Annotated in this window: 19 protein-coding genes; 1 reads left to right on the top strand and 18 read right to left on the bottom strand. The window is 40.7% G+C overall.

The window, feature by feature from the left end; translation table 11 throughout:
- Nucleotides 1–145: 145 nt before the first annotated feature.
- The 14 genes from EKM98_RS06905 to EKM98_RS06840 form a co-directional block, all read right to left on the bottom strand.
- Nucleotides 146–571: a F0F1 ATP synthase subunit epsilon gene (locus EKM98_RS06905; protein WP_125981544.1), complete on the bottom strand. Its 426-nt coding sequence runs from the start codon at nt 569–571 to the stop codon at nt 146–148.
- A gap of 11 nt (nt 572–582) precedes the next feature.
- On the bottom strand, nt 583–2,034 hold the full coding sequence (gene atpD, locus EKM98_RS06900) for a F0F1 ATP synthase subunit beta (protein WP_125981542.1): 1,452 nt from the start codon (nt 2,032–2,034) through the stop codon (nt 583–585).
- Nucleotides 2,035–2,074: 40 nt separating this feature from the next.
- Complete coding sequence (locus EKM98_RS06895; RefSeq protein WP_125981540.1) at nt 2,075–2,998, bottom strand: F0F1 ATP synthase subunit gamma; 924 nt, start codon at nt 2,996–2,998, stop codon at nt 2,075–2,077.
- Between the two features lie 14 nt (nt 2,999–3,012).
- Entirely contained in the window at nt 3,013–4,545 is a 1,533-nt protein-coding gene (atpA, locus tag EKM98_RS06890) for a F0F1 ATP synthase subunit alpha (protein ID WP_125981538.1), read from the bottom strand.
- Nucleotides 4,546–4,584: 39 nt separating this feature from the next.
- Nucleotides 4,585–5,127 carry an ATP synthase F1 subunit delta gene (gene atpH / locus EKM98_RS06885; protein WP_125981536.1) on the bottom strand — a complete coding sequence of 181 codons (543 nt, stop codon included), beginning with the start codon at nt 5,125–5,127 and terminating at the stop codon, nt 4,585–4,587.
- On the bottom strand, nt 5,114–5,638 hold the full coding sequence (gene atpF, locus EKM98_RS06880; protein ID WP_125981534.1) for a F0F1 ATP synthase subunit B: 525 nt from the start codon (nt 5,636–5,638) through the stop codon (nt 5,114–5,116). Before atpF ends, atpH begins: the two co-directional genes overlap by 14 nt.
- A gap of 64 nt (nt 5,639–5,702) precedes the next feature.
- On the bottom strand, nt 5,703–5,915 hold the full coding sequence (gene atpE, locus EKM98_RS06875; protein ID WP_068225110.1) for a F0F1 ATP synthase subunit C: 213 nt from the start codon (nt 5,913–5,915) through the stop codon (nt 5,703–5,705).
- Nucleotides 5,916–5,945: 30 nt separating this feature from the next.
- A complete protein-coding gene (atpB, locus tag EKM98_RS06870) occupies nt 5,946–6,659 on the bottom strand; it encodes a F0F1 ATP synthase subunit A (protein ID WP_125981532.1) in 714 nt (237 codons plus the stop codon).
- Nucleotides 6,660–7,109: 450 nt separating this feature from the next.
- Nucleotides 7,110–7,739 (bottom strand): uracil phosphoribosyltransferase, encoded by a 630-nt coding sequence (gene upp, locus EKM98_RS06865; protein WP_068225114.1) that lies wholly within the window; start codon nt 7,737–7,739, stop codon nt 7,110–7,112.
- Between the two features lie 127 nt (nt 7,740–7,866).
- Nucleotides 7,867–9,120: a serine hydroxymethyltransferase gene (gene glyA, locus EKM98_RS06860; RefSeq protein WP_125981530.1), complete on the bottom strand. Its 1,254-nt coding sequence runs from the start codon at nt 9,118–9,120 to the stop codon at nt 7,867–7,869.
- Nucleotides 9,121–9,233: 113 nt separating this feature from the next.
- Nucleotides 9,234–10,256, bottom strand: a complete 1,023-nt coding sequence (locus EKM98_RS06855; protein ID WP_125981528.1) for an L-threonylcarbamoyladenylate synthase — start codon at nt 10,254–10,256, stop codon at nt 9,234–9,236.
- 16 nt (nt 10,257–10,272) lie between these two features.
- Complete coding sequence (prmC, locus tag EKM98_RS06850) at nt 10,273–11,112, bottom strand: peptide chain release factor N(5)-glutamine methyltransferase (protein WP_125981526.1); 840 nt, start codon at nt 11,110–11,112, stop codon at nt 10,273–10,275.
- Entirely contained in the window at nt 11,105–12,187 is a 1,083-nt protein-coding gene (gene prfA, locus EKM98_RS06845) for a peptide chain release factor 1 (protein ID WP_125981524.1), read from the bottom strand. Before prfA ends, prmC begins: the two co-directional genes overlap by 8 nt.
- Before the next feature lie 295 nt (nt 12,188–12,482).
- On the bottom strand, nt 12,483–13,073 hold the full coding sequence (locus tag EKM98_RS06840) for a thymidine kinase (protein WP_068225128.1): 591 nt from the start codon (nt 13,071–13,073) through the stop codon (nt 12,483–12,485).
- Between the two features lie 153 nt (nt 13,074–13,226).
- On the opposite strand from EKM98_RS06840, the gene EKM98_RS06835 reads away from it, so the two are divergent.
- Nucleotides 13,227–14,576 carry a Mur ligase family protein gene (locus EKM98_RS06835; protein WP_125981522.1) on the top strand — a complete coding sequence of 450 codons (1,350 nt, stop codon included), beginning with the start codon at nt 13,227–13,229 and terminating at the stop codon, nt 14,574–14,576.
- 55 nt (nt 14,577–14,631) lie between these two features.
- Here EKM98_RS06835 and manA read toward each other — a convergent pair whose 3' ends face one another.
- From manA to EKM98_RS06815, 4 genes are all read right to left on the bottom strand, one after another.
- On the bottom strand, nt 14,632–15,594 hold the full coding sequence (gene manA / locus EKM98_RS06830; RefSeq protein ID WP_125981520.1) for a mannose-6-phosphate isomerase, class I: 963 nt from the start codon (nt 15,592–15,594) through the stop codon (nt 14,632–14,634).
- Nucleotides 15,595–15,673: 79 nt separating this feature from the next.
- Nucleotides 15,674–16,690 carry a serine hydrolase domain-containing protein gene (locus EKM98_RS06825; protein ID WP_125981518.1) on the bottom strand — a complete coding sequence of 339 codons (1,017 nt, stop codon included), beginning with the start codon at nt 16,688–16,690 and terminating at the stop codon, nt 15,674–15,676.
- A gap of 145 nt (nt 16,691–16,835) precedes the next feature.
- Nucleotides 16,836–18,728 carry an ABC transporter ATP-binding protein gene (locus tag EKM98_RS06820; protein WP_125981516.1) on the bottom strand — a complete coding sequence of 631 codons (1,893 nt, stop codon included), beginning with the start codon at nt 18,726–18,728 and terminating at the stop codon, nt 16,836–16,838.
- Entirely contained in the window at nt 18,725–20,461 is a 1,737-nt protein-coding gene (locus EKM98_RS06815) for an ABC transporter ATP-binding protein (RefSeq protein ID WP_125981514.1), read from the bottom strand. The genes EKM98_RS06820 and EKM98_RS06815 overlap by 4 nt, the downstream gene beginning before the upstream one ends.
- Between the last annotated feature and the right edge of the window lie 2 nt (nt 20,462–20,463).

Here is a 20,463-nt window from a genome sequence, read left to right as displayed (position 1 = left end):
GAAAAAATCTTAAAGTACTGCTCAAAAAAAAGAGAACCCCATAAAATAGAGGTTTCTCTTGACTAATCGTAGAAAAAGCACCTTCTTATGACTAAATCACCGTCACAAACAGATGCTCTTCGACATACTTTTTGGTTAACTTAAATTAATGCTTTGAAACGTTAATTCGGTTCATCGCACGTTTAAGCTTAATTTGAGCACGTTGTAATTCATCAGTATCTTCTTTTTCTTGTGCCTTTTTAATGTTTTCTTCGGCACGATGCTCTGCCAATTGCGCACGGGAAACATCAATATCACGTTCACGTTCCGCAGAATCGGCAATAATTGAAGCAACGTTACCGGAGACCTCCATAAAACCACCATTAACGGCAATTGCGTCTTCACGATCAGATTGATCAACACGCTTAACGCGAACTTCATCAATCTGTAATGGTGCCACAATTGGTTCATGATTAGGCATAATTCCTAACTGACCATCTAATGCATTAACAATGATCATCGTAGCGTGATGATTATAAATAATACCATCGGGTGTGACAATATTAACTGTCAAAACGGGCTTGTCAGCCATATGCACACCTCCTAGTTAGCTGCAGCTTTTTGATCTTGATCAGTAGATGCATCGGTATTGCTACCGTAACCCATTTTTTTAGCCTTTTCGACAACTTCTTCGATTGGACCAACACCACGGAAAGCATCTTCTGGTAGATCATCATATTTACCGGCTAAAATACCTTTGAAGCCCTTAACGGTATCAGCAACTGATACATATGAACCAGGTTGGCCAGTAAATTGTTCGGCAACACTAAAGTTTTGCGATAAGAAGAATTGAATTCTCCGTGCACGTGCAACAATGATTTTTTCGTCATCGGACAATTCATCCATCCCTAAAATAGAGATAATATCTTGTAATTCATGGTAACGTTGTAATACCTGCTGAACTTGCATGGCAACGTCATAATGTTCTTGACCAACAATTTCTGGGTCAAGGGCACTTGAAGTTGAAGCAAGTGGATCAACGGCCGGGTAAATACCTTGTTCAGTCAAAGAACGTTCCAAGTTAGTTGTTGCATCCAAATGCGCAAATTCAGTCGCAGGTGCAGGATCGGTATAGTCATCGGCAGGTACATAAACGGCCTGGATTGACGTGATTGAACCCTTTTTAGTTGAAGTAATTCGTTCCTGTAATTGGCCCATTTCAGTAGCTAACGTTGGCTGATAACCAACGGCTGAAGGTAAACGACCAAGTAAGGCCGAAACTTCAGAACCAGCTTGCGTGAAACGGAAGATGTTATCAATAAAGAGTAAAACATCTTGGCCAGCAACGTCACGGAAATATTCAGCTAGGGTAACACCAGTCATGGCAACCCGCATCCGGGCGCCAGGCGGCTCATTCATCTGACCAAAGACCATGGCCGTATGACTCAAAACGCCTGAACCCTTCATTTCATAATACAAATCGTTACCTTCACGAGTACGTTCACCAACACCAGTGAAGACTGAAATACCACCATGCTCTTTAGCAATGTTATGGATTAGTTCCTGAATTAAAACTGTTTTACCAACACCGGCACCACCAAACAGGCCGATTTTCCCACCACGAAGGTAAGGTTCAAGTAAATCAATAACTTTAATTCCGGTTTCCAAAATTTCAGAGGAGGTACTTAAATCTTCAAACTTAGGTGCTTCCTTGTGAATACTACTACGTTCGTGATCGGCAGGAAATTTATCCCCGAAGTCGATTGGTTCACCTAAAACATTAAATACACGCCCTAAAGTATCTTCACCAACTGGAACTGTAATGGCTCCTTCAGTGTCTGTAACGTTCATTCCACGCTGCAAACCATCCGTTGAATCCATAGCGATCGTACGCATGACACCATCGCCTAATTCCAGGGCAACTTCTAACGTCACTGTTTCATCTTTGCTCTTTTGAACAATCAGTGCGTTATTAATTTCAGGGAGTGAACCGTCTAAAGGAAACGCAACATCGACAACTGGACCCGTTACTTGGGTAATTTTACCAGCACTCATATTATTTTGTTCCTCCCATCATTTTACTAGGTACAGCAGCTTATTCAAGCGCACTAGCACCTGCAATGATTTCAGTAATTTCTTGGGTAATGGCCCCTTGTCGTGCCCGATTATAAGTCAAGGTCAAATGATCGATTAAATCTTTGGCATTATCGGTTGCACTACGCATTGCGTTCATACCAGCCGAATGTTCGGCGGCCTTAGCATCCATTAATGCACCAAAAATCAAACTTGCAGCATATTGGGGCAAGATTGCATCTAGTACTTCCTCCTGTGAAGGATCGGCAATATAAGAAACGTGCTTATCCTTCACTTCAGAAATATCTAAATCAGTAATTGGTAACATCTTTTCAGCCCGAAATTCTGAACGTAATGTATTAACGTGGTGATTATAACAAACGTAAAGTTCATCAAAAACACCAGAATCAAACATTGAAACTGCTGTCGTGACGATCTCCCGAACTTCGTTAAAAGTTGGAACATCACTTACACCACGATATTCATAGGCAATGTTCATGCCTCGATTTTTAAAAAAGTCTGCGCCAGTTCCGCCCACTGCCATAAAGACATACTCATCAGAAGTTTTATGATCCTTTGTAATCATATCAGTAACAGCCTTAATAACATTACTATTATAACTACCAACAAGTCCACGATCTGAGGTAATCACAAGGTAACCAGTCTTTTTAACTGGTCGTTCCTGCAACATACTACTAACGCGGATCTTATCTTTTCCGTCCTTGGTAGAACTTTTATCATTAAAATTACTAATAGCCAATAATTGCGCAGCGGCCATATGCGTTACAATTTCGCGAATTTTGCTTGAATATAACAAATAATTGGACGACTTTTTTTCAATTTGATTCAACTTCGAGGCTGAGACCATCTGCATGGCTTGGGTAATTTTCTCGGTACTCTTTGTCGAATCAATTCGACGTTTAATCTCAGTTAAAGATTCAGCCATGTACTCATCTCCTCTTAGTTAGTAGCCGTTTCAACAGGTGTCACTCCAGGTTTAAAGATTTTGGAAAAAGCTTTAAGTCCATCAGCTAGCTCGCTGCCTTCAGGCAATTTACCTGTCTCGACAATTTGTTTCAAAACATCTGCTTTATTACTATCGAAATAATCAAACAGTTCGTCTTGGAAACGTAAAATGTCATCAACGGGAACACTATCTAGATAGCCTTCACGCAAAGCATATAAAATTAAAACCTGTTTTTCAACTGGAAGCGGTTGGTGAACTGGCTGTTTAAGTACTTCAACCGTTCGTCGACCACGATTTAACTTAGCTTGTGTGGCTGCATCAAGATCGGAACCAAATTGTGAGAAACTTTCCAATTCACGGTAAGAAGCTAGATCCACACGTAAAGTACCGGCAACCTTCTTCATGGCCTTGATTTGGGCATCCCCACCAACACGAGAAACGGATGCACCAGCGTCGATTGATGGTCGAGTGCCTGAATAGAACAAATCACTATCCAAGAAAATTTGACCATCAGTGATAGAAATAACGTTAGTTGGAATATAAGCCGAAATATCACCAGCCTGTGTCTCAATAACTGGTAGGGCGGTCATTGAACCACCACCTAATTTATCACTTAACTTAGCGGCACGTTCTAGTAAACGAGAATGTGTATAGAAAATGTCACCAGGATAAGCTTCACGACCTGGTGGACGACGTAATAGTAAGGAAATTTCACGATAAGCGGCAGCCTGCTTAGTTAAATCATCATAAATGATTAAAACGTGTTTGCCATTATACATGAAATCTTCACCCATTGCTGCACCGGCATATGGTGCCAAATACAACATTGGTGCGGGTTCAGAAGGACCGGCCATCAAAACAATGGTGTAATCCATTGCACCAAATCGACGTAATGATTCAACTTGGCTACGGACAGTTGATTCCTTTTGGCCAATCGCAACGTAGATACAAATCATATTTTGATCTTTTTGATTAATAATTGTATCAATGGCAACCGATGTCTTACCTGTCTTACGGTCACCAATGATTAGTTCCCGCTGGCCACGACCAATTGGAACAAGGGAATCAATTGCCTTTAGTCCAGTTTGTAATGGTTCACTGACTGATTGTCGATCCATAACACCTGGCGCCTTAAACTCAACGGGACGTGTATGGTCCGACTTAATTTCGCCCTGGCCATCAACTGGCTGTCCTAAAGCATTGACAACCCGGCCAATCATACCTTCACCAACTGGTACTTCCATAATTCGACCAGTTCGTTTTACAGTATCGCCTTCACGAATATCGTCAAATGAACCCATAATCATAATACCAACATCATTTGTTTCTAAGTTTTGTACCATACCATATGAACCATTTTGAAATTCCAACAATTCATTGGCCATTGCGTTATCGAGGCCGGTTGCTCTTGCAATACCATCACCAACATAAGTAACAGTACCAACTTCTTCAACAGATAGATCATTAGAATAGTTATCTAATTGCTGTTTAATCAAAGAGCTGATTTCCTCAGCTTTGATGCTCATAGGGTTCACCTCTTTTAAAATAAAATCCGTTTATTATTTTTAGCCCAACAATAACTGTCGAACGTGCATTAAACGTGTTCGAATACTACCATCAATAATCAAATCATTTGATTTAACAATGACACCGCCAATAATGCTATCATCAACAACATTATCCAGTTCAACATTGTTAGCACCAATCCGCGTAGCAAATTGTTGCGCCAACGCGTCCTTTTGATCAGTAGATAATGGTACTGCTGAGGTTACCTTAGCGTGTACCAATCCGCGTTTTTGATCATATAATTGAATGTAATCAGCTAAAATATAGGGCATTTCAGCCATTCGACCATAATCAAAAACCATTTGTAATAGATTCGCAACTGTTTTTGATGCGTCTTTTTTTAAGGCAGCTAAAAGTGGCTTTTTTTGGTCTGACGTTAAAATTGCACCAGAAAGTACCTCACCTAATCCATCATTTGTGGAAAAAACTCGTTGCAATGCAACAACTTCTTCATAAATGCTATCCAGTGTCTTCTGTTCCGTTGCAAGATCAAATAGCGCCGTAGCGTAACGTGTACCAACTGTTTCTCTATCTAGCGCCATTTTGCTTCCCCAACCCTTCGATATAAGAATCAATGAGTGCTTTTTGATCATCAGCCTTTAATTCTTTTTGAATGATTTTAGAAGCAATCTCAATAGATAAAGCAGCCACATCATTTTGCGCACTCTTTAACGCGTCTTCGCGTTCCTGCGCAATATCTTTCTGAGCATTTGACTTTAATGTACCTGCTTCATCTTGTGCTGTAGAAAGAATTGTTTGCCGTTGCTTTTCGCCATTTTGACGAGCATCATTCACAATGCCAGTCGCTTCTTGCTGTGAATTATCTAATTCTTTTTGTCTTTGAGCTTGTAAACTTGAAGCTTTCGTACGTGAATCCTCAGCATAATCTAAATCATTAGAGATTTTTGTTGCACGGTTTTCCATCATTTTCGTAACCGGTCCCCATGCAAAATGCTTAATTAATAGTAACAACAAGATAAAAGATACTAGGTAAAAAAGTAAATCACCTATATATAAGCCACTTGCTGCACCAACGACGAAATGTGAAAGCATCTATTGACACCTCCTTTTATATTTAATTGACAATCAAAAAAGGCAGTAATCTGCCTCGTGTAGCCTAACGCGATAACAGAATGAATGAAACAACGATCGCGATGATTGGAACGGCTTCGATCAAACCTACACCAATAAACATAGTTGATTGTAATTTACCAGATAGTTCAGGCTGACGTGACATTCCTTCAATTGTTTTTGAGATGACTTGACCATTACCGATACCAGCGGCAATAGCTGCCCCTGCGGCTGCAATAGATGCGGCGATAAAATTCATAATATACTTTCCTCCCTAGAATTGTTTGGTTTATTCTTTCTCAACTTTTTGAGAAATATAAACCATTGATAAGGTAACAAAAACGTAAGCTTGGATACTGCCGATAAAGACAGAGAACCCTTGCCAGACCATCTCGAGCGGTAACGCAACTACCGTAGTAATCAGCCCGTGAGACTTTGCGACACTTCCAACAAGTGTAAGTAAGACTTCGCCCGCAAAAATATTACCATACAGACGGAATGATAGCGTTAGGAAATTCGTAAATTCTTCCAATAGTTCAATTGGCAGCATGAAACTTACGGGGCGTAAATAGGAATTTACTAAATAGCCTTTTACGCCAAATCGTTGTACCCCGAAAAAGTGTGCTAATAACAAAACCATCAATGCCAATGACATAGTCACCATTGGGTCAGAAGTTGGACTCTTAAGGTAAGTCGTTCCTCCAACAATTATTTGGATCGCTAACCCCATTTGGTTAGAAACAAAGATAAACAGGAACAAAACAAAAGCGAATAAATTGAATCTTTTCCCTTGTTCGCCGGGAATATTGCTTGAAACAATCCCGTTGGTAAAATCAATAATCCACTCAAGCACGTTCTGTTTACCGGTTGGTTTCATAGCTAAATTACGCGATAGAAAATAAACTAGGCAAAAGACGATTGCAAAAGCAGCTAATCCTGAGATCACATTTGTAATGTTAAAGGGAATCCCTAAAAACTTTACAACGTAAGTCTCTTCATTCACAGAATCTCACCTCTTTTCCACAACCAGATTTTTGACAGTGTTGCGCAATTCGTTATGTACATAGTCACTGTAATCCAAAGTGTAACACAGAACGAATCGGCACGAAAGCGACACCGGCAGAAAAGAATTTGAACGATTGTTAAATAATGTAACGTTCAAAATACAATCGTTATAATACCACCAATAAACAAAAAATACAAAAAAACTAACATGGGTTAAAAACCGTTTCCAAGGCCTATAAATGGCTTTTTACTCCCAGTTACAGGATTATTTTCAGAAAAAGTTTTAGAAGTATTTGTCCAATCAGCAAGAGAATGCGCTTTCTAAAACAGATTAAAAATAGACCAAGGTTACTTCACGTAATGAGCATCGAATAGCCAATGATAGATTAACAAATCATTTTTTCTAATGCGCATTACCTAAATCGCCTTGGTCATCATTTAAAGCATTTTATTTAGTTCCAAATAAGCGGTCACCAGCATCCCCTAAACCAGGGATAATGTAACCATCTTCGTTTAAGCGATCATCCAAACCGGCAATGTAAATGTCAACGTCGGGATGTGCCTCTTGGAGTGCTTTAACGCCTTCTGGAGCCGCAACTAAACCAACAAACTTAATTTGCTTAGCACCACGCTTCTTCAACGCATCAATCGCCATAATTGCTGAACCACCAGTTGCCAACATTGGATCAACGACAAATAATTCACGTTGGTCAATGTCAGAAGGCATCTTAACAAAATACTCAATTGGCTTTAATGTTTTATGATCACGATACATACCAATGTGGCCGACTTTTGCAGCGGGAATCAATTCCAAAAAGCCGTCAACCATTCCGAGACCTGCACGCAAAATTGGCACAATTGCCACTTTTTTACCCGCAAGTGTCTTCTTAGTTGTCTTTGCAATTGGCGTTTCAACAACCGTGTCTTCCGTTGGCATATCGCGGGTTACTTCATAGGCCATTAATGTTGCAATTTCATTGACAACCTGCCGGAATTGTTGAGTTCCAACGTCCTTATTCCGAATGATTGTTAACTTATGCTGCACTAGTGGATGGTCAATGACATGTAATTCTCCCATTTATAAGCTCCTCTTTCACAATTTAAAATAAGTACTTCTGTATAAATGACACACAAAAAACATCATGGCTTGCGTATTTAATTTTACACATGATTACCTATAGTTTAGCGAACTTAACTAGGAAAAACTAGTCAAAATCAAATTTTTTTGCATTGATTGGAAATTGTTCGGTCAAATCAAAAACCTGTTGCCGAATACGACTTAACGCCGTTTGGTCACTTCGTTGTTCTAACGTTGCTAAAATAAGCTGGGCAACCTGTTTAGATTCGGCCTCTTTAAAACCACGTGTGGTGATTGCTGGTGTTCCTAGACGAACACCACTAGTTCTAAACGAACCATTCTTTTCACCAGGAATTGTGTTTTTATTTACGGTAATACTAACCATATCTAATAGATCTTGAACGTCTCGTCCCGTTAAATCAAACGGAGTAACATCAAGTAATAATAAATGATTATCCGTTCCACCAGAGATAACCTTAATCCGTGGATCAGCGTTGAAAACTTCTGCCATAGCCTGCGCATTTTTTAAAATTTGTGCAGCGTACGTTTTAAACTCTGGCTGTAAGGCCTCGTTTAACGCAACCGCCTTACCTGCAATAACGTGTTCCAATGGTCCGCCTTGAATACCAGGAAAAACGGCGGAGTTAATTGCCTTGGCGTATTGCTCTTTCGCTAAGATTAGTCCACCTCGTGGTCCCCGCAACGTTTTATGTGTTGTTGTCGTGACAACATCCGCATAAGGTACTGGGCTTGGGTGCAGTCCAGCAGCAACTAAACCAGCAATGTGCGCCATATCTACCATTAAATAGGCGCCAACCTCATCGGCAATATCCCGAAAAGCCTTAAAATCAATTATCCGGCTATAAGCGGAAGCTCCTGCCACAATCATTTTGGGCTTGAACTCATGAGCAAGTTTTTGTAACGCCGGATAATCAATTCGGCCAGTCGTCTCATCAATGCCGTAGCTCTTAAATGAATAAGTTTGACCACTAAAACTAACTGGTGCACCATGAGTTAAATGACCGCCCTCAGTTAAACTCATTCCTAAAACTCGGTCACCAGGTTCTAAGAAGGCACGGTACGCGGCCATGTTAGCTCCTGATCCGGAATGTGGTTGTACATTGGCGTATTCCGCGCCAAATAATTTTTTAGCCCGGTCAATGGCCAATTGCTCGACGACATCGATGTACTCGCAACCACCGTAAAAACGGTGGCCCGGATAACCTTCAGCGTATTTATTGGTCAAAACACTTCCTTGAGCCGCGCGAACTGCATCAGAAACGATATTTTCTGATGCAATTAGTTCAATGTTGTGTTCCTGACGTTGTTCCTCTTGGTGAATCGCGTTCCAAAGTTCTGGGTCATTAAGATGATAGTTCAATGGCTTTCCCTCCAAAATAATTAACGTAAGTTATTTACTGACCAATCTGGTCCCATTATCTAAATGATAAAACAATTAAATTAAAATGGCAATAAATTAATTATAGCATAATCTTAGTTAGTTTCAGTAAAATATTGTTGGCCAGCCGATTTTTCTAGTCGGTTCATATAGGCCACACCTAGGCCTTCTTTAGAGAAGCCCTGTGCCAGAATTAATTTCACCTCAGGTAATAAATCAAAGTAACGCAAACCATCAAATAAATGCTGACTAGCGGTAGTTAATGAATCACCCAGTGAAAACTGATATTTAAAACGCACGTCACTACTCTGACCTAAAATATCATCAGTTGCCAAAACGCCAAAGGGAAGTTCCTGCTTTGCCGCCCACGCAATGGCCGCACGAAACTCACTAGGTTCTTTGACCACCAGAACCTGAGCATTAGGCGCGTAGTGTTTATACTTCATTCCTGGTGCCTTAGGAATTTCTTCTGCAGATACATGATGGTGATTATTTTCAATCGAACCAATCACTTGTTCAATTGCCTCTTTTGTCACTGCACCTGGCCGTAAGATCGTCGGCGTTGTCCCGGATAAATCTAACACCGTCGATTCTAGACCCACACCAGTTGGGCCGTCATCAATAATTCCGGCAATCTTTCCATTTAAATCATGGTTTACGTGTTGGGCCGTTGTTGGACTGGGTTTGCCCGAAGTATTAGCTGATGGACCAACAATTGGCCGTCCTAATGTCTTAATCAAATCTAACGTCACTTGATTTTTAGGATTACGAAAGGCGGCCGTCGTTAAACCACCAGTAACAGTTTTAGAAAAAGCATTCGGTTTTAAATTTAAAATTAAGGTTAACGAGCCTGGCCAAAACGCGTCCGTTAATTTTTGGGCCTTTTCCGGAAAATCTGCCACATATTTTTTTACGGTCGCAACGTCAGCAACATGAACAATTAACGGATTGTCACTGGGACGTCCTTTAGCGGCGTATACTTTCTTAACTGCTAACTCATTCGTCGCATCGGCACCTAACCCATAAACTGTTTCAGTTGGAAAAGCGACTAGCTCACCGGCTGCTAAATCAATTGCGGCCGCCTTTATTTGTTCAGGTGAAAAAATTTTTGTTTCCATATAATAATCAATCCCTTCAAACTTCTTTGTATTGAATGCGCACCATTCGATCATGCCCGGTAATATCTTTTTTAAACTGCGCCACTAATACTGATTGTTGCTGCACAATTTGACCAAGCGCTTCTTTTTGTTTAAAACCAAATTCACCAAAAAAGTGACCGTTGGTATTTAAATGTAGCGGTAACTGCCCAAGCAACTGCCGGTAAAAATTTAAACCATCCGTTCCGGAAAATAATGCTGTCTTAGGCTCAAATTTTAAAACACTCGCGTCCATCACCAAAGTTTCGGAATTGGCAATGTACGGTGGATTACTCACAATTAAATCAAACTTTTGCTGGGTCAAAGATTTAAACATATCACTTTGCTGAAACGTTATCTTTGCCCCTAATTCTTGGGCATTTTGTTTGGCAACTGTTAAGGCGGCCGCCGAAATATCCGATGCTGTAACTTGCCAATTTGGCCGGGCCAATTTTAAACTGATGCCAATCGCACCACTACCTGTACCCAGATCTAAAACATTTAGTGGTTGCTCCCCTAGCGCCAGCGCCCACTCCACCAATTCTTCAGTTTCCGGACGCGGAATTAATGTCGCATTCGTTACACGAAATCTATGCCCATAAAAATGGGCGTGGCCAACAATATACTGCGCTGGTACGTCTGAAGCAAATTGATGAACGTCTGCTTGAAATTGGTGCCAATCGGCGGCAGACATGGCGTGCTGATAATTTAGCAAAAGATCGGTTTGGTCCAAATTAAAACGTTCCTGCAACAAAAATGAACCAGCGTCTTCTTTTTTATTTTTAGTTAAAAAAGAAGAGGCCCATTTAATGGCCTCAAAATACGTTGGATTAACCATTTTGTAGCTGCTCCAGTTTTTCTGTCTGATCATGTAAAATCAATGCATCAATAATTTCCTCTAGATCACCATTCATAATTTTGTCTAACTTATTCAGCGTTAAGCCAATTCGGTGGTCAGTAACCCGATTTTGTGGATAATTATAAGTTCGAATCCGCTCAGAACGATCCCCGGTTCCTACAGCACTCTTTCGGTTTTCATCATATTCACTCTGATTTTGACCCTCATAATAATCATAAACTCGTGCTCGCAAAATCTTCATTGCTTTTTCCCGGTTTTGTTGCTGCGAACGTTCATCCTGCATGGCAACAACAATCCCAGTTGGTAGATGGGTCATTCGGACGGCTGAAGATGTCTTATTAATATGTTGACCACCAGCACCAGATGAACGATAAACATCGGTTCGGATATCCTTCGCATCAATATCAATGTCAACGGAATCATACTCTGGCATTACTGCAACAGTTGCGGTTGATGTGTGAACACGTCCCTGTGATTCCGTTTGTGGGACTCGTTGCACACGGTGCGCACCATTTTCAAACTTAAGCTTAGAATAGACGTTATCACCGGTAATCATAATGACAACCTCTTTAAAACCGCCCACTTCAGTTGGCGTTTGATCAACAACTTCAGTTTTCCAACCTTGTTTTTCGGAATAACGCATGTACATATCAAGAAGATCACCCGCAAAAAGGCTGGCTTCATCACCACCAGCAGCACCCCGAATTTCCATAATAATGTTTTTATCATCATTAGGATCCTTGGGTAACATTAAAACGGTCATTTCTTCTTCAAGCTTGGCCTTTTCAGTCTCTAATGTATTTAAATCCTGTTTAACCATCGTATCCATTTCTGGATCTAGTTTTTCGCGAAGCATCGCCTGATTTTCCGTAATCTGATTATTAATATCTTTATAGTGGTTATATTTATCCGTTGTTTCGCGGATTTCGCCTTCTTCTTTCGACAACTTCATAAATCGTTGCGTATCGTTAATGACTTCAGGATCAGATAGCAATCCTTCTAATTCTTCATAACGATCAGCAACTGATTGGAGCTGATCAAACATTTCGTCCATAATTTATTTACCTCACAATTTTGAATTAAGTCTGGCTAGAGAGTGTTTGGAAAAGCAGCCTTCTATTTTTTGTCAAACACTATATTTAAATTAAATTATATCGCTACTAAAAATAATGCTTATGTCGTTTGGTCACTGAATTACACGTGCTCAGATTTAATTAGGTTTCATTCCGGCGCTGGCGTATGGAACGCGCACCGGAATGGAATCTAATCTGTTCTGCATTGTTCCAGTTGAGTTTTGGCGTTCTGAAAACTAGCTAATAGTTTTAAATAAGGTCGCTACGATGCACGCGCTAGTTATCCGCCGCAATTTTTGCTAAATCGGGATGAAAATAGTGGTGTCGACAAACGGGGTAGTATGCCTCGTTACCACCGATCTCAATCTGTTGACCTTGATAGACTGGCTTACCATTAGTAACACGCATGTTCATCAACGCTTTTTTATTACAAAACCAACAAATTGTCTTAATCTCAACAATTTTATCAGCATAAAGTAATAAATATTTTGAGCCTTCAAACAATTCATTTTGAAAGTCATTTTTTAAACCATACGTCATCACTGGAATATTCCAATCATCAACAATCGTTGCCAGTTCTAAAACGTGATGCTTTTTTAAAAACTGAGCCTCATCAATTAAGATACAGGCTGCCTTTGGGTCCTCTTGCGCAACAACTTTTTCAAGGTTAGTCTCAGCAAAAATTGGAATTGCATTTCGGCGCAAACCAATTCGACTAGAAATAACGCCTACATCATCGCGGTCATCAATCCCAGAAGTCATGATAATCACTGATTTATTCTGCTCCTCGTAATTATGCGCAACCTTTAAAATATCGATTGTCTTCCCGCTATTCATTGCACCGTAATGAAAAAACAATTGGGCCATCCTTTTTCAAACCCCTTTTCATAAACATTCTTATTCAGTATAATCGATTTTAGAAGAAAATTCACCTTCTAAATCATCATTTTGCCGTAGCCACTATTAATTATGGTATGCTACATTCATGTGTGAAATTATTAATCTTGAGGAGTATCTAAAATGTCATTAAAAAGTTCCTTAGCAATTGCCGCTGGTAAATCATCTTACTGGTTTCTCCACACTTTTTTGAAAGGTGGTAGTTCCTTACCTGGCATTATTACAAACAAAATTGATCCAACAATTTTAACGACCTTAGCGCGGGATTACGAAGTTGTCATCATTACGGGAACCAATGGTAAGACTCTGACCACCGCACTGACCGTTAAGGTACTTCGCGAACAGTATCCCGATATCTTAACCAACCCAACTGGCTCCAACATGGTACAGGGAATCACTACTGCTTTTCTAACGCACCAGCGAACCAGATCAGGTAAGAAATTGGCTGTCCTTGAAGTAGATGAAGCAAATGTTGTTTTAATTACAAAATACATTAAACCCACAGCTTTTGTTCTGACCAATATTTTCCGTGATCAAATGGATCGCTACGGTGAGCTTTACACGACTTACCAAAAAATCCTTGATGGCATCGCGAATGCGCCTGAAGCAACAATTATTGCTAACGGTGACGCACCAATCTTTCATTCCCGCGAGTTGCCAAATCCATTTATCTTTTACGGCTTTGATCACGAACCAGATGGCGAATTAATGGCCCCTTATAACACTGATGGGGTTTTATGCCCGGTTTGTCACCATATTCTACATTATAAAGCCTTGGTTTACAGTAACCTTGGTAAATATTACTGTCCTAACTGCGGCTTTAAGCGGCCTGAACTAACTTACCGTTTAACTCAATTAACTCAGCAGACACCAACTTCCTCTAGCTTTGAAATTGATGGTCACCCCTTTAAAATTCAAATTGGTGGTACCTACAATATTTACAACGCATTGGCCGCCTATGCAGTTGGTCGTTACTTTGGTATCACGCAACCCCAAATTCAACATGCCATTGATGCTGATCAAAAAGTATTCGGGCGCCAAGAAATCATTCAGGTGGAAGACAAGGCCGTAACTTTAATTTTAGTCAAAAATCCGGTTGGCCTTAACCAAGTTTTAGATATGATTGCTTTAGACCAAGAACCTTTCTCACTAGTGACCCTTTTAAACGCTAATTACGCCGATGGTATTGATACCAGTTGGATTTGGGACGCTGACTTTGAAAGCTTAACTCACCTTCCTATTCCCCGATTTATTGCTGGTGGTGAACGCGAAAAGGACATCGCTTTCCGTTTAAAAATTGCTGGTGTTCCAGAAGATAAGTTAGTGAAAAAACCGGAATTAGATGACGTTATTACTGAGATCAAAGCCTTACCTACTAAACACGTTTATGTACTAGCAACTTATACCGCTGTTTTGCAATTAAGAAAAAAATTAGACGAAAAGGGTTACCAAACGGCCCCCATGGCAAAATAAAAAACTGATGTTGTTCGCCAGAGTAATTAGTGGCAAACAACATCAGTTTTTTTATTTAGGCCTTAACGCCGGGTTCCGAAGCAATGATTTGCAAATCACCGCTAAGTTGCCACTGTTTAACTGCAAACGGTAAAATGAAGTGTTGACCCTTACTTAACGGGTAAGTTTGCCCGTCAACCGTTAACTGTCCTTGTCCGTCAATCACAGAAGCCAACGTATAAGGTGTAGTTTGCCGCTCTAAAGCTAACTCACCTTGAACTCGCCATTGATAGACACTAAAGTAAGGTGCCTTAACGTAAGTTGTCAGTGTGGAGGTTCCAACTTGTTTTGTCTGAACGTCTAACTTAGGGGCAACAAAGGGAACATTGGTGACATCAATCGATGGTTGAATGTGGAGTTCACGCTTTTTACCAGTTTTGGCATCGACCCGGTCATAATCATACAACCGGTAAGTCGTGTCACTACTTTGTTGCGTTTCTAACGCCATAATGCCTTTACCTAAAGCGTGAATAGTCCCACTTGGAACGTAATAGAATTCACCAGGTTTAACCGGCACGTGAACAAATAAGTCCTGCCAATCTTCTTGATGAATCATATCGGCCAACTGTTCACGTGTTTTGGCTGTATGACCATAAACTAATTCGGCGCCGGGATCTGCTGCAATAATGTACCAACATTCCGTCTTCCCTAATTCGTGTTCATGTTCGGCTGCATAAGGATCATCCGGGTGAACCTGAACTGATAAATCAGCTTCCGCATCTAAAATTTTAGTTAGCAACGGGAAAACATCTCCCTTTGCGTTACCAAAAACATCCCGGTGCTTTGCCCATACTTCGTCTAACGTTTCACCAGCATAAGGTCCATTGGCTACTGTGCTGGGACCATGTGGGTGCGCCGAAATTGCCCAGCATTCACCGGTTTTATCACTGGATAATTCATAACCAAAAACATCGTGTAGCTTAGTACCTCCCCAAATTTTTTCCTGAAAATAGGGTTTTAAGAAAAATGGTTCTGCCAAAGAAAATCACCTCAATATAAATTAACTGCCTCATTGTTAAGTTTACCATATCGCTTACATTCTTATTAATTAAATTCCATCATTCTTGCGCTTTTTCGGCTAAATAGGTCGCAATCAAGTGATCACGTTTGGCTAAATAGGCTTCATTCGGTGCTACCGGATGAATTCGATTTGATAAGAAGATAAAAGCCGTGTCCTTTTTCCCATCAAGCAGAATAAAACTGCCAACGTAGCCAGTGTGAAATAAAAGCTTATGTTGATCAGCCTCTGGTGAAATTTTCAAATCCCAACCTAGACTACGACCACCAGAAAAGCCCGTGTAGTCATGGTAAAGACTGTTGATGGTTGTCCGACTAATTGGCGGCCGCGAAACGACTGCATCGCCTAACATAAAACGAGCAAACAAGAGTAGATCACTCATTGGTGCAAATAATCCGGCGGAACCACAGTGTTTGCCTAAAATATGGGCCTTAGGATCATGGACTACCCCCTGAATTAGCCCGCGCCCACCTGGCTCATAACTTGCCGGCACACACAATTTCTTTTCTGGCGTAAACGTACTGTTTAACATACCCAGTGGCCGCAATACATACCGCGTTAATGCATCCTGAACCGGCAAATGAAGTAAGCGTTCGATAACCCAGCCACAATAAATTAGACCAGTATCGCTATACTTAACTTCACGTCCAAAACCTGCACTAGTGGTCAGGCCTAACAAGGAGTAGATTAATTTGGCCGCGCTCAGTGAATTTCGGTGGGGAATATAGCCGCTAATTCCAGAAGTATGGGTCAAAAAATGGCGCAAGGTTACGCGACTATCTTGAAAGCTAGGTAGATACCACTGTAACGGATCATTAACGGATAGACGCCCGGCTTCTTGCAATTCCAATATTAACGTTGTCGTTGCAATCACTTTGGTTAAAGAGGCCAAATCATAGAGTTGATTGGCCTTTAATAATTTTTTATCTGGTTTTAGTTCACTGTAACCAAAATAATGTTCTTCAGTTGTTTGTCCGTTAATAAAAGCATAATGAACACCTGGAACAACACCATCCGTAACTAACGCCGCCAATTCTGCCTGTGTTTTATCGTACATTTATCCCGACTCTTTTCCGTATTTAATAGCTAAAGCATAGCATAGTTTACTTTCCCACAGACAACTCGATCTATCCAAAAAGAGGCTGGAACCAAAAGTCCCAGCCTCTCATTGTTTCCGTACATTGCTCTAGAACGTGCCTCAATTACATTGCAACGTTACCAGAGAATTGGCTATTGTAAAGATCAGCGTAAAAACCATTCTTAGACATTAGCTGATCGTGTGTCCCAGTTTCAACAACTGAGCCCTCATTCATCACAATAATATTATCCGCGTCACGAATTGTTGACAGACGATGTGCAACAACAAAACTTGTTCGATTAACTAATAACCGGGCCATAGCGTGCTGAATATGAACTTCGGTTCGCGTATCCACTGAACTTGTTGCTTCATCTAAAATTAAGATTTCCGGATCCGCAACAAACGCCCGGGCAATCGTTATTAATTGACGCTGCCCTTGGGAAATGTTTGACGCCTCTTCATTTAAGATCGTCTCGTAGCCATCAGGAAGTTTACGTACAAAATCATCAACGTGGGCCGCCTTGGCAGCCTTAACGATATCATCCCGCGTTGCCTTTTCATTACCATATTTAAGGTTATCATAAATTGTTCCGGTAAAGAGCCAAGTATCCTGAAGAACCATCGCAAAGTGCGAGCGTAATGCTTCTCGCTTGATATCACGCGTATCAGTCCCCATTAATCGAATTGAGCCGCCTTTAATATCATAAAAACGTTCTAACAAATTAATGATTGTCGTTTTACCGGCCCCAGTAGGTCCAACAATTGCAACCGTTTCACCTTTTTGAACTTCTAAATTAAAGTCCTGCATCAATAATTCATCGTTGTAACCAAATTGAACGTGATCCAAGGTAATAAAATTGGGATCATCTTTGATTTCTGGCAAGCCAGAAGCAGTATCGGTCATTTCAGGCTCATCAATCACTTGGAAAATTCGTTCGGCAGATGCAATTGTCGATTGAATTGTGTTCATTAAATTGGCCAACTGTGAAATCGGTTGTGAAAATTGGTTTGTATACTGTAAAAAGGCCTGAACGTTACCTAAAGTAACCGTTCCGTGGGAAACCTGAATTCCCCCAACAATAGCAACAAATACATAACCAATGTTATTCAGAAAAATCATCAACGGCATGATAATACCGGAAATAAATTGGGCCTTCCAGGCAGCCTGATAGTACCGGTCATTTTGCGTTTCAAAATTTTCGATTGCATCCTGTTCCTTATTAAAGCTTTTAATAACCACGTGTCCCGAATAATTTTCTTCGACTTGGTTATTTAACAAGCCCAAACTATCCTGCTGGGCAGCAAAGAAACGTTGTGAACGTGGCGCTACAACCCCGACAATTATCAAGCTTAACGGAATTGTTATCAACGCAATCAGAGTTAACTTCCAACTAATCGTCAACATCATCCACAAAGTACCTAAAAAGGTCACCGCACTTGTGACCGCCTGCGTCAGACTCTGCTGCAAAGTACTAGCAATATTATCCATATCATTAATGGCCCGACTCATAATATCACCATTAGTATGGGTATCATAATAATTAATCGGAACACGCTCCATCTTCGCCTTTAATTCGCGACGAAGCTTATAAACGGTTTGCTGTGAAACTCGTGTCATAATAAATTGCTGTAAAAAGCTAAAAACAGCCGCCGCTAAGTACATTAAAATAACAACAATAATAATCTGCTCGATTTTTCCAAAATTAATTGGAAAGCGCGAAATTGGGATACCCGCTTTTTGCTCGGCAGTTCCCTTCATAACACCCTTAAAAATTTCGGTTGTTGCTTCACCCAAAATTTTTGGTGTGCGGATCTGAAAAATAACCGAGGCAATTGCCAAAATAAGTACAAAGGAAACCGCAACTAACCGATCAGACATGTAACGCATTAACCGGCCTGTTGTCTGCCAAAAATTTTTCGGCTTTTCAACTAGCCCGCCGCCGTGTCCGCCACCATGTCCATGACCAGGACCGTGACTTACAGGTTGCTTTGTCGTTACTTGCTCTTTCTCGCTCATACTTGGTCCCCCTTTCGCAACTGTGAGTCCATTATTTCTTGATAAACCTCATTGTTAGCCTTTAATTCCTCATGTGTTCCTTTTCCGACCAACTTACCGTTATCCAAAACTAAAATGAGATCAGCATCAGCGACAGTAGAAATTCGTTGGGCAACAATAACGACAATACTCTTTTGGATTCGTGGATCCTGCCGTAGTTCACCACGTAACTCTGAATCCGTTTTAAAATCAAGCGCAGAGAAGGAATCATCAAAGACATAAACCGATGCGTCCTTCACTAAGGCCCTAGCAATTGCTAATCGCTGCCGTTGACCACCAGAGAAGTTACCCCCGCCTTGTTCAACGTGCGCATCAAGCCCACCTGGCATTGCTTTAACAAAATCAGCCGAACGGGCAATCGTTAATGCACGCCAAATTTGGTCATCCGTGGCATCTTTATTCCCGTACTTCATGTTATCGCGAATTGTCCCAGTAAATAAGACGGCTTGTTGCGGTACAAATGAGATTGCCGCGTGTAAATCGTGCAAAGTTAGGTTTCGAATATCAATTCCATCTAATTTAATGGCGCCCTTTTCAACATCATAAAAACGCGGAAATAAATTAACTAGCGTTGTTTTACCGGAACCAGTCCCACCGATAATTGCGACCGTTTGGCCACTCTTGGCCTTGAAATCAATACCACTTAGGGCCAATTTTTCAGCACCATGATACCGATAATCAACTTGGTCAAAATCTAAACTGTTACGACCTGGTTCAGTAGTTAGCTTAAGCGGTTCTTTCGGATCCGTAATTGTTGTATCCAAATCCAAGACTTGTTGAATTCGTTTTGCTGAAGCCTGTGCCCGGGGAATAAGAACGAAAACCATTGATAACATCATAAAGCTCATCAAGATTTGCATGGCGTAAGTCATAAACGCAATCATGTTTCCTACTGGCATCGACTGACTCGCAATAAGGTCCGCACCAAACCAAGTAATCCCAACGTTGGTGGCACTCATCATTAATGTCATAATTGGGGACATTAATGCCATGAGACTATAGACCTTGACTGCATTATGCGTATAGTCCTGGTTAGCGCCTTCAAACCGTTTTTGCTCAAAATGATCTTGCCGAAAAGCCCGAATAACTCGAACTCCAGTCAATCCTTCTCGAAAAATCAAGTTAATATTATCAGTCTTAGTCTGCATTGCCCGAAATAAAGGAACGGCAAAGCGCATTACAATTCCAATAAAAATTGCCATTAACGGTAAAATAATAATAAAAATCAAAGTTAACGTGTGATCTTTAGAATAGGCCAAAAAACTAGCACCAACTAGCATAATTGGAGCCATAATCATCATTCGCAGTGCCATCATTGCCACATTTTGAATCTGAACAACGTCATTGGTTGTTCGTGTGATTAATGAAGAGGTCTCAACCTGATCAAATTCATCATTAGAAAAGTTAATTACTTTATGGTAAATATCAGTTCTTAACTTTTTACCAAGCATTTGTGACGTTCGGGACGCTAAAAAGACATTCCCTAACGCGGCTAAGATACTCAATAAGGCAAAGCCAATCATTTCAAACCCAATCTTCCAAATATAGTTAATGTCGCCCTTAGCGACCCCGTTATTAACAATATTGGCGGTCAAGCTCGGTAGGTTTAAGCTGCTGACTACCTGAACAATCATAAAAAGAAAAGCTCCAGTGACTGCCCAGACTGACATACGCCCACGCGCAATTTTTAACATAG

The organism is Loigolactobacillus iwatensis, from assembly GCF_003950295.1.
GTDB classification, from domain to species: domain Bacteria; phylum Bacillota; class Bacilli; order Lactobacillales; family Lactobacillaceae; genus Loigolactobacillus; species Loigolactobacillus iwatensis.
This window is presented reverse-complemented; position numbering and strand designations above follow the sequence as displayed.

What these genes read in the sequence shown, in the direction of transcription:
- EKM98_RS06905 (WP_125981544.1), bottom strand. Translation starts at nt 571, where the DNA reads ATGGCTGACAAGCCCGTTTTGACAGTTAATATTGTCACACCCGATGGT.
- atpD (WP_125981542.1), bottom strand. Translation starts at nt 2,034, where the DNA reads ATGAGTGCTGGTAAAATTACCCAAGTAACGGGTCCAGTTGTCGATGTT.
- EKM98_RS06895 (WP_125981540.1), bottom strand. Translation starts at nt 2,998, where the DNA reads ATGGCTGAATCTTTAACTGAGATTAAACGTCGAATTGATTCGACAAAG.
- atpA (WP_125981538.1), bottom strand. Translation starts at nt 4,545, where the DNA reads ATGAGCATCAAAGCTGAGGAAATCAGCTCTTTGATTAAACAGCAATTA.
- atpH (WP_125981536.1), bottom strand. Translation starts at nt 5,127, where the DNA reads ATGGCGCTAGATAGAGAAACAGTTGGTACACGTTACGCTACGGCGCTA.
- atpF (WP_125981534.1), bottom strand. Translation starts at nt 5,638, where the DNA reads ATGCTTTCACATTTCGTCGTTGGTGCAGCAAGTGGCTTATATATAGGT.
- atpE (WP_068225110.1), bottom strand. Translation starts at nt 5,915, where the DNA reads ATGAATTTTATCGCCGCATCTATTGCAGCCGCAGGGGCAGCTATTGCC.
- upp (WP_068225114.1), bottom strand. Translation starts at nt 7,739, where the DNA reads ATGGGAGAATTACATGTCATTGACCATCCACTAGTGCAGCATAAGTTA.
- EKM98_RS06855 (WP_125981528.1), bottom strand. Translation starts at nt 10,256, where the DNA reads ATGGAAACAAAAATTTTTTCACCTGAACAAATAAAGGCGGCCGCAATT.
- prmC (WP_125981526.1), bottom strand. Translation starts at nt 11,112, where the DNA reads ATGGTTAATCCAACGTATTTTGAGGCCATTAAATGGGCCTCTTCTTTT.
- prfA (WP_125981524.1), bottom strand. Translation starts at nt 12,187, where the DNA reads ATGGACGAAATGTTTGATCAGCTCCAATCAGTTGCTGATCGTTATGAA.
- EKM98_RS06840 (WP_068225128.1), bottom strand. Translation starts at nt 13,073, where the DNA reads ATGGCCCAATTGTTTTTTCATTACGGTGCAATGAATAGCGGGAAGACA.
- EKM98_RS06835 (WP_125981522.1), top strand. Translation starts at nt 13,227, where the DNA reads ATGTCATTAAAAAGTTCCTTAGCAATTGCCGCTGGTAAATCATCTTAC.
- EKM98_RS06825 (WP_125981518.1), bottom strand. Translation starts at nt 16,690, where the DNA reads ATGTACGATAAAACACAGGCAGAATTGGCGGCGTTAGTTACGGATGGT.
- EKM98_RS06820 (WP_125981516.1), bottom strand. Translation starts at nt 18,728, where the DNA reads ATGAGCGAGAAAGAGCAAGTAACGACAAAGCAACCTGTAAGTCACGGT.
- EKM98_RS06815 (WP_125981514.1), bottom strand. Translation starts at nt 20,461, where the DNA reads ATGTTAAAAATTGCGCGTGGGCGTATGTCAGTCTGGGCAGTCACTGGA.